This window comes from Altericroceibacterium indicum (assembly GCF_009828105.1).
In the GTDB taxonomy this organism is placed as follows: Bacteria; Pseudomonadota; Alphaproteobacteria; order Sphingomonadales; family Sphingomonadaceae; genus Altericroceibacterium; species Altericroceibacterium indicum.
Genome location: NZ_WTYQ01000003.1, coordinates 25,581 through 38,099, shown reverse-complemented (window position 1 = coordinate 38,099; position 12,519 = coordinate 25,581). Strand labels below are relative to the sequence as shown.

Here is a 12,519-nt window from a genome sequence, read left to right as displayed (position 1 = left end):
GCCGTCGAACAATGTCGGGGTGGGCCCAAAGCCCACCCCTTATGTCTTAAATACCGTCCAGACCCTTGCTGACCAGAATATTTACCGAGACGCGGCGGTTCTGCGCTTTGCCTTCCTCGGTTGCATTGCTGGCGACGGGGTTGGATTCCGCCATGCCGGTTGGCGTCAACATCCGATAGGGCTTCCAGCCACAGGCCTGTTGCAGGTAGTTCACCACGCGCGCCGCCCGCTTTTCGCTGAGTTGCTGGTTAAATTCCTGATCCCCGGTGGAGTCTGTGTAACCGGCCACCAGCATCAAAGCATTATCCATCCCGTCAGCCGCACGCGCCGTGGCGCAAAGATCAGCCTTCGCCTGCGGAGAAAGAACCGCTTTGCCAGTATCGAAATGGACGTTGGTGGTGCCTTTCACATTATATTTGTCGATATCACCCATACGGCCACGCAGGGCCTCGGTGGCGGCTGTCTGTTCGGCAAAGCGCTGATCGGTCCCGGTGTGGATCATGGACGCCGTTTCAAGATCGTCATTCTTGAAGCGGATCTTGCTGGCCAGCAAAACAGAACCGGCCTGCTTGGTTTCAACGCTGACCGGCAGGCCGTTCATCAGTGAAGCAGCGGCGCGGTCTTTCCTGCCCAGCCCCAGAAAGCCGCCGGTGCCTTTAATGTCTGTGCTATCGTCAATGGTGATGACCGAGCGAGAGCCATCGGCCGAGGTGACCTGCATCCGATCGCCGCTCCGGGCGGAAATAATGCCTTCAATGTCAGGACCGTCTGTGAGGTCTGCTGTCTGGGTGGCATCGGTTTCTTCTGCTGCTGCGCCATACACAGTGGTTGAAGGTTCCGGGTCTTGCTGAGCGGCGAAGCTGGCAGTTGCTGGAACTGAGAGCATTGTAATCAGCAAGAACGCTTTGGAATTATTAATAGCAAAACTCATCATGAACTCCTTAAATTGCAATCAGACGGAAACGCATATTCTTCACCTTTGGAAGAAAAACCCCTTATTTGGCGTATCCGACTATCAAACCCCCTTCAGTTTTGTTTAATGAAAGGTGCCGCGATGATGCTGCACTTGAATGTAGTGGATGACCTGCCTGTTTAAATCAGCCTTTCCTCTACATGAACGTATGCGGTGGAATGCCCGTTTATGCGGGTCATTTGACCCGTCAGTGCGATGAGCTGATGTAAGAGGGTGGGGAATCAGTGCGTTAGACTCTGGAGAGATTGTGGGACGATGCCCTCATAATGAGCGGCCGAAACAGCTACGAATGATGGGGCACTCTTTCCATGTCTCGCACGTTAGTGGCATATAACAGCCCTCATCGCTGCATCCTGCCGTCATTGTTGGGCTGGTGTCCTATGTATCATCTTACAGGAGTCGCATTGTGAGCCACACCGTTGCCGAAATCGTCATCGATACGTTGCAAAAGGCAGGGGCGAAGCGATGCTATGGAATTGTGGGGGATACGATCAACCACTTCATCGATGCGGTGCGCCGGTCGGATGTCTCATGGATAAGTGTCCGGCATGAGGAAGCAGGCGCGCTGGCCGCTGGCGGCGAAGCCTATATGACCGGCGAACTCACCCTTTGCGCGGGCACTGCTGGGCCGGGCAGCCTGCATTTCGTCAATGGAATATTTGAAAGCCACCGTAATGGCGCTCCGGTGGTGCTGGTCGCGTCCAATGTGGATCGGCCCCAGGTAGGGCTGAACTTCCCGCAGGAAGTCGATCAGAAGAAGATTTACGAACAGTCCTCGGTTTTTTGCGAATATATCTCCCATCCATCGCAGGCGCGGCGGATCACCGCGATGGCGGCACAGGCCGCTTTGACGCAGCGCGGTGTGGCTGTGATTATCGTCAATGGTGATATGTTTACCGAAAAGGATGCGGATAAACTGCCATGGGCTGTTCACCGGCCTGCCCCTGTCACCACGCCTGCGCCAGCAGAGCTAAGCCAGCTTGCCGCTGAAATTGCGCATGCCGATAAAGTCACGCTTCTGGCAGGCTATGGCGCGCGCGAGGCGCATGATGAAATAGTCTCACTGGCGCGCAAGTTGAACGCGCCGATGGTTCACACCAGCCGGTCTAAGGAATTTCTTGAGCCGAGTAATCCTTTCAACGTCGGGATGCCCGGAATCCTGGGCAACCATGCCGGGATGGATGCCATCGAGCAGTGTGACCTTTTGCTGTGCCTCGGCACCGATTTTGCCTGGACGCAATATTATCCTGAAAAAGCGAGAATCGTTCAGGTGGATTGTGACCCCACCCATATCGGGCGCCGCAGCCCGGTGCATCTTGGGCTGGTGGGCGATGTCGGGGCAACGATCAATGCACTCTTGCCGCTCATCGAAGCGAAGGCAGATAAGGCGCATCTCGACCGGGCGCTGGCGCAATGGGAAAAAGACCGTGCGGCCTATATGGAGGCCGCGGAGGAAAGCGATCCGGCGCTCATCCACCCGCAATTTGTTGCCCATCGGCTCGATACGCTGGCCCACAGTGATGCCATCTTCACGGCAGATGGCGGCAGCCCGATGGTGTGGTGCCTGCGCCATCTTACCGCTAACGGTTCCCGACGTTTCCTGATCAGCCTGCTCCATGGAACCATGGCCAATGCCTACCCGCAAGCAATGGGAATTGCGGCTGCTTATCCTGAACGGCAGGTGATTGCCCTGTGCGGGGATGGTGGCATGACCATGCTGATGGGCGACCTGCTGACGCTGAAGCAGGAAGCGCTGCCTGTGAAGCTGCTGGTATTCAACAATGGCTCTCTGGGCTTTGTGGAGATGGAGCAGCGGGTTGAAGGCCTGCTAGACAGCTATACCGATCTCGAAAATCCCGATTTTGCCGCTCTGGCGCGGACTTGTGGCCTGTTTGGTGAGCGGGTGGAGAATGCCAGCCAGTTGGATGGGGCCATGCAAAGATGGCTCGGTCATGATGGCCCGGCGCTGCTCGATGTTAAGGTCAATCGCATGGAGCTGGTGATGCCGCCGAAGGTCGAATTGGGGCAGGTGGCCTCAACGGCGCTCTTCGGTGTCAAAGCTGTCCTTGATGGGCGTAGCCGCGAAGTGGTTTCGCTCCTGCGTGACAATTTTCTGAGATAAGGCCGGAGCAACGCCATGTGTGAACTCTTTGCCATGACTTCGGCTGAAGTCGCCATTGTCAGTTATGAGCTTCAATCCTTCGCCGCAGAAGGAGGGGAGCGTCATCGCAATCGGGACGGGTGGGGCATCATGTTTGCGGAAGAGCGTGACGCCCATGTTTTCCGCGAAGCAGCCCCTGCCAGCAACAGTGAACTGGCCCGCATGGTGTTCGAACGTGAGATCGCCTGCCGCCACCTGATCGCGCATGTCCGGCGCGCATCAAAAGGTCAGCCGCTGCTGGCCAACACTCATCCCTTTACGCGCACGCGAAAAGGCAGGGCGCATCATTTTGCGCATAATGGGACGTTGCACGGCATCGAGCAGCTCGCGGAAAGCAAGCCGCTCTTGTCTGAGCGGGTGGGCGATACCGATTCGGAACTGGCCTTTCTGCTGCTGTTATCGCGGCTGGATGCTCTTGACGAAATGGCAGGGGACGAGGAAGAGTTTGCTACCTTTGCGCGCTTTGCTGCCGAAATGCAGGAACTGGGCAGCTCCAACTTCCTGTTTTTCGATGGCCGTAGCCTGTTTGTTCATGCTGACAGGCGTGCGTTTGAAACCCCCGATGGACTGACCGAGCCACGCGAACCCGGCCTGGTTATGCGCCATTTCGGTGATTGTGAGCCAGGGCAGGACTACAATCTGTGTGGACCCAGGATGAGCGATGTCAGCCCCAGAACCTTGGTGTTCGCCAGTGTTCCGCTGGATGACACGGAATGGCAGCCGCTCGCCCGAGGAACCTCGCTTCACCTGCGCAACGGCGTTGAAATCGCACGACAAGTGGCGTGATTGCCAGCGCTTGCCGAGTTGGGATTCTTAGGCTCAGGACCCATTGATTGTCAGGCTTCCGTCCTACCGCGACTTCCTCAAGACCTACTGGGACCGTGTGTCGCCCAAATGGAAACCGTCCACGCTCTACACTCACCGCTATTACAAGCGGAAATACCTCGACCGGGCGTTCGAAGGCCTGTTTCTCGACGAGATCGAGGGACGCCATGTGCAGGAATGGTTCAACCGGATCACCAACACGGGCGGCCCCGGTGCTGCCAATCGTTGCGGTGAAATCCTGCGCGCCATGTTCAACAAGGCCGAGCAATGGGGCGTTCGGCCCGAAGGATCGAACCCCTGCCTCTACGTCCGCAAGAACAAGGGGCGGAAGTGCGAGCGCTTCCTGTCCGATCAGGAGTTCAAGCGGATTGGCGAAGTGCTCGACCGGCATGGCAAACACTTTCCGCTGCATTGCGCGGCGATCAGCCTGCTGATCCTGACCGGCTGCCGCAAGTCGGAGATCACCTGCCTCAAATGGAGCGAAGTTCGAGGGCGGCGCTTGCTGCTGACCGACAGCAAGACCGGCCCGCGCACAGTCTGGCTGGCCGAAGCAGCTGCAACGATCCTGCACGCCCTGCCGCGCCGTGAGAAGCAGCGCTATGTATTCTGGAACCCGGCCACCCAGCGCCCGATCACGGACATCGGCAACTTATGGAGCAAGTTGCGTGACGAGGCGGGTCTACCCGGCGTCCGCATTCACGATCTGCGGCACAGCTTTGCCAGCCATGCCGCCGCCCACTCTGAAACCTTGCCGATGATCGGCAAGCTGCTCGGCCATGCCGATGTGCGGACCACGACCCGCTATGCCCATCTTGACGATGGGCATGTGATCGAGGCAGCCCAGCGCATCGGCGACCAGATCGAGCAAAGTATGAGCGGCTCATATTCATTGAGCCGTAACACTAAGTATGATAGTGGGCCGTTGCTGCATGACTAACAATCCGCGCATCCGCATCTACGCCAACCGTTGGTTCGCCAAGTTCGCGGCAAAGGAAAAGATCAGCGATGCCACGCTTGCTGATGTCGTGCATCGGGCCGAATCCGGCCTGATCGATGCCGATCTTGGCAGCGGCCTTATCAAGCAGCGCATCGCGCGCCAGGGCGGAGGCAAGTCGGGTGGCTATCGCTCGATCCTGATCTTCCGCTCAGGTGAGCGGGCCATCTTCGTGTTCGCCTTCGCCAAGAGCGACAAGGCGAACCTGAGTGCGGCGGAACTGAAGGTCTATCGCAAGGCTGCCAGCATTATGCTGGAACTGGGTGATGACCAGATCGGAACGGAAGTTGAAGCAGGCCGATTGGTCGAGGTGAAAGACGATGAGCAAGGCTAAGGCAAAGACCTACAAGAGCGAGGCGATGGCCGCCGTCCACGAGATGATGGAAGGCCTTCACGACGCAGGCAGCATCGACAAGCGCACCATGCGCGAATTCGATGAAGCTTGCCTTGCGCCCGCGCCTGTCCTGTCGCCTGACGAGATCAAGGCGATCCGGGAGGCAGAGCATGTGTCGCAGCCCGTGTTCGCGCGCTATCTCAACGTGTCGAAGAACCTGGTTTCGGACTGGGAGCGCGGAGCGAAGAAGCCGGGAGGTCCGGCACTGCGGCTCCTTTCGATCATTCAGCGCAGCGGGCTCGATGCGGTCGCGTAGGCGGAGTTCGCGATTTAAGTTTGCCCCGGTGAGTCACCTATCATCCACTCTGGCTTAAGGGCTGCCTGCCCCCTTAGCGGTCATTGCAAGCAACAGACTTTGCGTGCAGAATCAAGCAACATGAAAACAGCCCTCGATCTCCCGGAAATTGAACTTGACGCCGCAGATCGTGACTTCCTTGCACAAATCCGGGAGCACGGGTGGTTCGGCACACGCGTTTTCGATCCAGAGAAGCAGGAACCTGATTTCACATACTCAACCGGCTTCTTCCATGGCCTAGGTCACCCAGAAATCATTGTATTCTCATTGCCGAAGCAGGTGTCCCACGACATCTTATGGGACATTTACAGCGACATTCGCGAGGGGAAATTTCCGAAACCGGAGACAAGGCTCTCGGGCATATTCGGGAACCATCAGGCTGTACTTCTTCCTGTCTCTCGGGACTTCTACGCCGAGCATCTTGGTTGGAGTCGATGGTTTTACCGCGGTGACGATTTCCCGTGCCTCCAGCTTGTTTGGCCGGACCGTGTGGGGTTGTTTCCGTGGGAGCCTAACTTCGATCCAGAGTTCGCAAACGATCAGCCCTATTTGGCAACTGGCAATTGGACCAGCGTGACGATCTGACGTCTGAATTCCTGGCACTCCAGCAACCCAGCAGATCATTTTCGCAATCTGAAATCGAATGAGACGCTACAAGCAGTCTGGCTCCGAGGGGTGCAAGGATCAAAGAACTCGACTTCATCTTATTGTCCGCTAGTTTTGCTAAAGCTTGCAGCGGATTAGTGGGAGGGAGTGGACGTGCCGGTTTTGCGAGGAGAAAGCCTGCGAGCGGGTCTGAGCCTGTTGGCGCTGCTGCTCAGCTCCGCAGTGCCATCGCCCGGCATCGCTCAAGGTAAGGCAAGCGCCGAGGCTGTCTCAATCGAAGAGCTGATCGAACCTGACGCCGAGCCGCAGAATATTTTCGCCACTGACGACAAGGCGCTTCGGACGAGCATCGTCAGATCGAACAAGGACATCATCGACGACATTCCGGCGACGGCACCGGCTGAATTTCACGCTTGGATGAACGACCTTTTGAGTGCGTTCGAACGCGGTGATTTTACCGCTTCCAGCCGCACCATCGCGCAGAATCATGCTCTACCCGAAAATGCCGTGCGCCAACTCTTGCGCAGTTTTGCCCTTGTGCGAGCCCACAAATATGACTTTTTTGGCGACGAAGTGAAGGACGTCCAGAACCGGACGCGGCTGATCGAAATCATCAACAAGGGGCTGGACCAAGCTGGCCGTAACCCACTTCTTGTCCAATTTGCGGCCTTCACGATCGATCAGGCCAATCTATGCGACAAGAGCTTGATGACGCTGCCAGGTGCTGCAGCGGATCGCGCTGCCTCTTTTCGCTCCATTGCCGCCGTAACCGGTTGCAGTGATCCGCTACTGGAAGCTGTCAAGGTTGACCCTCCGCACCAGGTCGCCGATTTGGCCATGCTGAGCGAAGTCCTCCAAAATCAGCCGACACTTACCCTATGGTTGCTGCGCCCCGAAGTAGAACAGCATATTGCACCAGCGGCACAGCGCGCGTTCCGATTGACGTTCACTCGCAAGGCAATTGAAGATGCATTTGCGGTGGGTGCCGATGCGCGTGGGCTCGCCCTGTATGATGCACTTGATCCCGAGGGGCGGAGTGCAATGCTGGCGGACACGCAGGATGGATTTACCGCAACAATCGACGGAATTCCCGTAATATTTGGCGCGAGAGAGCATACCAGCCTTACCACCAGCCTAGCCGCAGCGATGTATTTGTCAGGCCGGACAGATGAAGCGCGAGCGATGGTCGAAAAAGACTCGAAACTGCCGTCAGAGCGCAAGCTGGTTGACTGCCTTTATAAGGGGCGCACAGCGAAAGATCCCGGGCAGGGCCTGAAAGTTTGCTACGAGGGTAAAGACCAGCATTGGAAAGATCCCAATGTAGATAGCCTGATCCTGTCATGGGCGCTTAACGCTCCGCAGACCGACCCGTATCCGATGCTCGAAGCGGGGTTCAGCGGCGGCAGGAGTTCCGGTGCAAATGCGCCAATCGCACGATTCTATTGCTCAGTGTTCGACGCTGATGTGGCGGGCGGCGTTTGTGCTGATGCAAGACGCTCAGTGGCCTACAACCTCAAACCCGATAGATACGAAAGCGAGGAAGAGCCCGAAGCGCGACGCGCTCTGGCTGCACTCAACCTGCCAGAATGGGATTCGATTGCCGCACGACTTGAAAGCGAGCGTGTTGCAGGTCTTGCCGCCTTTGACGACGGCGATACAAATGAGCCTTATGCGGACAGGCCTCCTATTGAACCGATCCACCCCCCTTTCGCGCAACATACACTGCCCCCCGAGCTAATCTCGCGCCGCTCAGACAAGCGATCAGACGTCGCGGAAACTGTTGATTGGCCAAAAGGCTGGACCGCTCTGCCACTGGGCTTCGAGCCGGTCCGCTGGCAAAGCGAGGGAACCCGCACGGTTGCAATTAGCCAATCCGGCTTGCTTGACCGAGGTGGCGAAGTGGGGCGCGGCGGCTACTGGATTCATCTCAGCAAAGATGGCGGAAAGACGTGGGGTCAGCCGCTCTATACCGGCCTTGCGGCTCGCTTTCCCTATCTGATCGAGCCCACCTCAAAATTGCCTTTATTGAAGGATGACCACCTCCAGATCGAAGTCACTTATGCGCTGCTCGATACTTCCAGCATCACTTATCCTCCGGTAGGGCTGCGTACGTTACGACGGGAGCCAAACCTCTGGCTGGATATTCCGATCGAGGCGCTTACCAAAGACAGCAACGGCGACGGTCTCAGTGATCTTGTGGCCGCTCATCTGGCCATAGATGGTCCCGCAGGCGAGACACCGTTTGTGGTGGGTTCGGATGCGGCAACCTGCAAACGCGGAGAAGCAGACCCAGTCGCTTCCGTGCGCCGCAAGGTTCTTCTCATGCTCACCGGTATTGACGAAGCGGCGATACGTGAGCCGATTGATCGCGCACCTGACGCGCCCCTACTTTCCGGACTTACGCGCCCATCGACCGGTGAAAAATGGCCACTCTTTGTCAAAGGCCATGCTGCCGATTTGGCCTGCATGGCACCTTTGCCGATGCCGGTGTTGGTTTACGGTTCGCAAGGCGAGAACGCTCTTCAGCGCCGCTCGCCGGACTTCCGTCTGATCGAACTACCTTCGCTGGTCATGAACCGCGAGAAGTCCCGGGGCTACGCGATCTGGTCAAGCGGTTGGACGGGAGGAACGATTATGTTCTGGCTCGAGGGAGGTAAGTGGCGCTTCGCGACAATCTCAAGCTGGGTGACATAGTGAGAGACAATTGCAACGCACAGATCACCGTTGATGAATGGCTATCTGCTACAAATCGCCCCGTTTAACACGAAATTACGAGGCAGAACTGGCTATCCTTCAAGCGCCCGATGGGCTAGAAAATCCACGTGAAACCAAGGCCTTTGCCATCGGGAATCGGACGGGCAAGTGGTCGATCACATCGGTCCAAATAGGGAACAACTTCGCGCACACCCTACCCCGCGACTTCGGGATGCATCTCGTTGAAGTAGTGTGGAAATCCTCTTGGGCGAAAGTGACCCGCCTGCGAGTGGAGCGGCTTTGCGCCGATCCGTGGGCCACTCACCTGCGCGTAAGGCGCTGATCTGTCGCTGCAATCCTGGCGCTTGCCGCGAGTGGTCTGCGATCCACGGGAAACGGGGTGTGCCGGCCCGATCGGTCGCGGTGCTGGAGATGTAGATAGAGCTGCCAAAAGGCTCCGCTGAGGGGCTGCGGGAGTGTCCCGGCCCCTGACCTGTGTTCGCGCTGTCAGGCCGCTCTGTGGGCGGCTGAGAGAGGATCAGGCGGCGTTGGCGCTCTCCTGTCCATGTTGTGCGAGCACGGCATCGAGAACGGTTGAGACTGCCTTCAGCTGAGCCTTGGGAAGCTGGGCGATGGCATCGAGCTGGCGTTCGAGCTTGGAGGGTGGGCCGCGCCGTGAGCGGCGCAATGGCACGACTGATGCGCTGGCGGGGCCGTCCTCTCCGATCAACAGCTCCACCGGCGTATCGAGCACCCGCGCCAGCCCCGGTAGCAGCGAGACCGGCACCCGGCGCTTGCCGACCTCGTAGAAGGCGAGCTGTGGCTGTGAGATGCCGAGCGCGTCGGCGAGCTGGACTTGCGTCAGATCAGCGGCGGTGCGGGCCTTGGCGATGCGCTGGCCGAGTGCCTGGAAGTAGGGTTGTTCGTCGGGACTCATGGCGGGCTTTGCGATCCTGGTTGCGAAGCGGTGCATGAGCATATCCCCTGTTCTGGCCGATGAGCTTGAATCGATAACATATTGTTATAAACAAAGTCGAGCTGAAAGCGCACTTTACGCTTGACAGGGTTTTGGCCGAAGGCGGGAAACATGGCGCGAATCGCCGATAGCGAGATCGAGCGGCTGAAGGCCGATGTGAGCCTGGTGCGGCTTGTCGAATCGTCGGGCGTGAAGCTGGCGCGGAAGGGCAAGGACGAACTGGCGGGGCGCTGCCCGTTCCACGATGACGATACGCCGAGCCTGTCGGTGAACGCTGCGAAGAACCTGTTCCGCTGCTTCGGCTGCGATGCGAGCGGCGGGCCGATCGACTGGGTGATGAAGGCGGAAGGGGTGAGCTTCCGTCATGCGGCGGAGCTGCTGCGCGATGGTGCAGCGGTTCGTGATGGGCCTCAGCGGTCCCGGTATCGCTGCCGAAACCTGTCCCTCCTTCGACGATGCTCAGGACAGGTATGATGCCGAGCGGTCGGGGGCAAACGGGGCGCGGTCGGCCCCTGGTCGGGGCGTGGTCGGGGACCGATCGGCAGGTGGTCGGAGCGACCAAACGGGAGCAAAGCCGCAGCCAGCAAGGGGTTGCGAGGATGATCCTGCCAACACCCCCGAAACGCACTTCATAAGAGCAAACGGCAGCGCCGCATCCTACCCCTATGCGGTCCCCGCCGAGTGACCCGCTAGGCATCCGCCATGCCGCGCAAGGGGGACACCAAAGCCAAGCCGATCGTCGGCGACGATGACGGCACGCTGTTCCTGACCACATTGGGCGAGGCGTTCGCCGCCAACCGGATGACCCAGCTGGTGCGTAACTACGTCGCCGCCGCCGATACCGACAAGACCGGCTCGTGCCACCTGCTGCGCCACACCATGGCGACGCTGATGCTCGAAGGCGGGGCCGATAAGTCGCCTCGATCTCGATACCTTGCCATGTGAAATTATAGGTTTGGGTCTCCATCTCACGCCCCCGCAAAGACATGCACTTCGTCATGTGCTGTCTGGATGGTGAAGACAGCAATCCCGTATTGCATCGCAGGGCAAGAACGCTGCCAAGCACGCTATCCGAAAGCTTGATTCGGAAGTGGCCAAGCTGCTGGACCGCATCGTTGATGCCTCCAGCGATAGTGTCGTCAAAGCCTATGAGCAGCGTATCGCCAAGCTGGAGCGGGAAAAGCTGGTATGGCAGGAAAAGAGCGCAAAGCTGGGCAAGCCGAAACACACATTCAGCGAGATGTTCGAACACACGCTGCGATTCCTTGCAAACCCCTCAAAACTATGGGAAAACGGCGATATTATAGGCCGAAGAACCACCCTTCGCCTGCTGTTTTCGGGGCATCTCGTCTATTGCCGGAATGAGGGGTTTCGAACACCCGAAACTTCGAATGTTTTTAAGGCGTTAGGGGAATTTTCAGTGTCTGGAAAAGCGATGGCGGAGACGGAGGGATTCGAACCCTCGGTACCCGGATAGAGTACGGTTCCTTAGCAGGGAACTGGTTTCAGCCACTCACCCACGTCTCCAGCATCGCTTTTTCGGCGATGAGCGGGCGCTATAATCGCAGGGTTCAAAAGGGACAAGCCCGGATTTGCAGAAAAGTGTCATTAAATTCCGTGTCTGCAATTTTGTGCAATCTGCCTTAAAAGAGAGACAGCTTGCCGCGCATTCATTGTTGCTTCAGATCCGAAAGCGTTTCTGACACAATTAAACGAGCTGAGGTGTGAATGGGACAAAGAATAATGATCGATTTTGCTGGAATGTTGCGGCGCGGTTTGGCGGTGGCGATGGTGCCTCTGGCTGTGCTGGCTGCAAATCCTGCTGCTGCACAGGTTCAGCAGATTGACCCTGACACAGCAATCGATGGTGATCTGTCTCAGCCGCAATCCACGCAGCCCACGACTGTTCCGAGCTACGAAGATAGGACGGCGGACTTGCCACCGGAAGCGGAAACGCCCGCTGATAATTCTTATCCCCAAACCACTGATTCTCAGCCCGCCACTCCACAATCAGATCAGGTTAACCCGGTTCCGTCGGATAATCCGTCCGTTGCTGCCACAGAGGCTTCGGAAAGCGGAAACACCTATAAGAAGGACGATTTGATCGGCGCTGCTGAAGGGCTGTTCGGCAAGGGTGCCGAAGGGCTGGCGCGGATGATCGAAGATCTGCTGGCCAAGCAAGGTGAACCCAATGCCTATATCGTTGGGCGTGAAGGTGGCGGTGCCTTTATCTTTGGGGTCCGCTACGGTTCGGGCACGCTTTATCATAAAGTGGAAGGTGAAAAGCCGGTCTATTGGACTGGTCCGTCTATCGGGTTCGATGCGGGGGCCAATGCCGGCAATACATTTATTCTGGTTTATAACCTCTGGGATACAGAAGATCTCTATTCGCGCTTTCCGGCGGGGGAAGGCCAAGCTTATATCGTCGGTGGCCTCACAGCGAGTTACCTGCGTAAGGGTGACATTGTGATGATCCCCATCAGAATGGGCGCGGGCCTGCGCCTTGGGGTGAATGCAGGCTACATGAAATTCTCGAAAAAGCAGCGTTGGCTGCCTTTCTGAGGAACTTTCTTGCGAAAAATCGGCTGGCCTTGAAATTCA

Annotated in this window: 13 protein-coding genes and 1 tRNA gene; 11 read left to right on the top strand and 3 right to left on the bottom strand. The window is 57.8% G+C overall.

Annotated features, from left to right (window positions below):
* Positions 1-46 precede the first annotated feature (46 nt).
* Positions 47-931 carry an OmpA family protein gene (locus GRI39_RS08615; RefSeq protein WP_160739326.1) on the bottom strand — a complete coding sequence of 295 codons (885 nt, stop codon included), beginning with the start codon at positions 929-931 and terminating at the stop codon, positions 47-49.
* Between the two features lie 448 nt (positions 932-1,379).
* Between GRI39_RS08615 and GRI39_RS08610 the strand changes: the two genes are divergently transcribed.
* From GRI39_RS08610 to GRI39_RS08580, 7 genes are all read left to right on the top strand, one after another.
* The gene (locus GRI39_RS08610) at positions 1,380-3,095 is read left to right on the top strand and encodes a thiamine pyrophosphate-dependent enzyme (RefSeq protein ID WP_160739325.1); all 1,716 of its coding nucleotides are present in this window, start codon (positions 1,380-1,382) and stop codon (positions 3,093-3,095) included.
* Between the two features lie 15 nt (positions 3,096-3,110).
* Positions 3,111-3,920, top strand: a complete 810-nt coding sequence (locus GRI39_RS08605) for a class II glutamine amidotransferase (protein ID WP_160739324.1) — start codon at positions 3,111-3,113, stop codon at positions 3,918-3,920.
* A gap of 43 nt (positions 3,921-3,963) precedes the next feature.
* Positions 3,964-4,896 (top strand): tyrosine-type recombinase/integrase, encoded by a 933-nt coding sequence (locus GRI39_RS08600; RefSeq protein ID WP_160739323.1) that lies wholly within the window; start codon positions 3,964-3,966, stop codon positions 4,894-4,896.
* Entirely contained in the window at positions 4,889-5,287 is a 399-nt protein-coding gene (locus tag GRI39_RS08595; RefSeq protein WP_246204995.1) for a type II toxin-antitoxin system RelE/ParE family toxin, read from the top strand. The genes GRI39_RS08600 and GRI39_RS08595 overlap by 8 nt, the downstream gene beginning before the upstream one ends.
* Positions 5,274-5,603 carry a helix-turn-helix domain-containing protein gene (locus GRI39_RS08590; RefSeq protein ID WP_120323635.1) on the top strand — a complete coding sequence of 110 codons (330 nt, stop codon included), beginning with the start codon at positions 5,274-5,276 and terminating at the stop codon, positions 5,601-5,603. Before GRI39_RS08595 ends, GRI39_RS08590 begins: the two co-directional genes overlap by 14 nt.
* 120 nt (positions 5,604-5,723) lie before the next feature.
* On the top strand, positions 5,724-6,227 hold the full coding sequence (locus GRI39_RS08585) for a DUF4262 domain-containing protein (protein WP_160739321.1): 504 nt from the start codon (positions 5,724-5,726) through the stop codon (positions 6,225-6,227).
* A gap of 174 nt (positions 6,228-6,401) precedes the next feature.
* Positions 6,402-8,942, top strand: a complete 2,541-nt coding sequence (locus GRI39_RS08580; protein WP_160739320.1) for a hypothetical protein — start codon at positions 6,402-6,404, stop codon at positions 8,940-8,942.
* 538 nt (positions 8,943-9,480) lie between these two features.
* On the opposite strand, the gene GRI39_RS08575 is transcribed toward GRI39_RS08580, so the two are convergent.
* On the bottom strand, positions 9,481-9,915 hold the full coding sequence (locus tag GRI39_RS08575) for a helix-turn-helix domain-containing protein (RefSeq protein ID WP_160739319.1): 435 nt from the start codon (positions 9,913-9,915) through the stop codon (positions 9,481-9,483).
* Positions 9,916-10,029: 114 nt separating this feature from the next.
* Here GRI39_RS08575 and GRI39_RS08570 point away from each other — a divergent pair, with 114 nt between their 5' ends.
* The 3 genes from GRI39_RS08570 (at position 10,030) to GRI39_RS08560 (ending at position 11,395) form a co-directional block, all read left to right on the top strand.
* Complete coding sequence (locus tag GRI39_RS08570; protein WP_160739318.1) at positions 10,030-10,392, top strand: CHC2 zinc finger domain-containing protein; 363 nt, start codon at positions 10,030-10,032, stop codon at positions 10,390-10,392.
* 228 nt (positions 10,393-10,620) lie between these two features.
* Positions 10,621-10,863 (top strand): hypothetical protein, encoded by a 243-nt coding sequence (locus GRI39_RS14460; protein ID WP_211371524.1) that lies wholly within the window; start codon positions 10,621-10,623, stop codon positions 10,861-10,863.
* Between the two features lie 145 nt (positions 10,864-11,008).
* Positions 11,009-11,395 (top strand): hypothetical protein, encoded by a 387-nt coding sequence (locus tag GRI39_RS08560; RefSeq protein ID WP_160739317.1) that lies wholly within the window; start codon positions 11,009-11,011, stop codon positions 11,393-11,395.
* Here GRI39_RS08560 and GRI39_RS08555 read toward each other — a convergent pair.
* Positions 11,355-11,445: transfer RNA gene (locus GRI39_RS08555), tRNA-Ser, on the bottom strand. The genes GRI39_RS08560 and GRI39_RS08555 overlap by 41 nt on opposite strands.
* Positions 11,446-11,661: 216 nt before the next feature.
* Here GRI39_RS08555 and GRI39_RS08550 point away from each other — a divergent pair.
* Positions 11,662-12,480, top strand: a complete 819-nt coding sequence (locus GRI39_RS08550) for a DUF1134 domain-containing protein (RefSeq protein ID WP_160739316.1) — start codon at positions 11,662-11,664, stop codon at positions 12,478-12,480.
* Positions 12,481-12,519: the final 39 nt, after the last annotated feature.

Bases quoted from the DNA above. Each gene is read 5' to 3' on its own strand.
- GRI39_RS08615 (WP_160739326.1), bottom strand. From the start codon at position 931: ATGAGTTTTGCTATTAATAATTCCAAAGCGTTCTTGCTGATTACAATG.
- GRI39_RS08605 (WP_160739324.1), top strand. From the start codon at position 3,111: ATGTGTGAACTCTTTGCCATGACTTCGGCTGAAGTCGCCATTGTCAGT.
- GRI39_RS08595 (WP_246204995.1), top strand. From the start codon at position 4,889: ATGACTAACAATCCGCGCATCCGCATCTACGCCAACCGTTGGTTCGCC.
- GRI39_RS08590 (WP_120323635.1), top strand. From the start codon at position 5,274: ATGAGCAAGGCTAAGGCAAAGACCTACAAGAGCGAGGCGATGGCCGCC.
- GRI39_RS08585 (WP_160739321.1), top strand. From the start codon at position 5,724: ATGAAAACAGCCCTCGATCTCCCGGAAATTGAACTTGACGCCGCAGAT.
- GRI39_RS08575 (WP_160739319.1), bottom strand. From the start codon at position 9,915: ATGCACCGCTTCGCAACCAGGATCGCAAAGCCCGCCATGAGTCCCGAC.
- GRI39_RS08570 (WP_160739318.1), top strand. From the start codon at position 10,030: ATGGCGCGAATCGCCGATAGCGAGATCGAGCGGCTGAAGGCCGATGTG.
- GRI39_RS14460 (WP_211371524.1), top strand. From the start codon at position 10,621: ATGCCGCGCAAGGGGGACACCAAAGCCAAGCCGATCGTCGGCGACGAT.
- GRI39_RS08550 (WP_160739316.1), top strand. From the start codon at position 11,662: ATGATCGATTTTGCTGGAATGTTGCGGCGCGGTTTGGCGGTGGCGATG.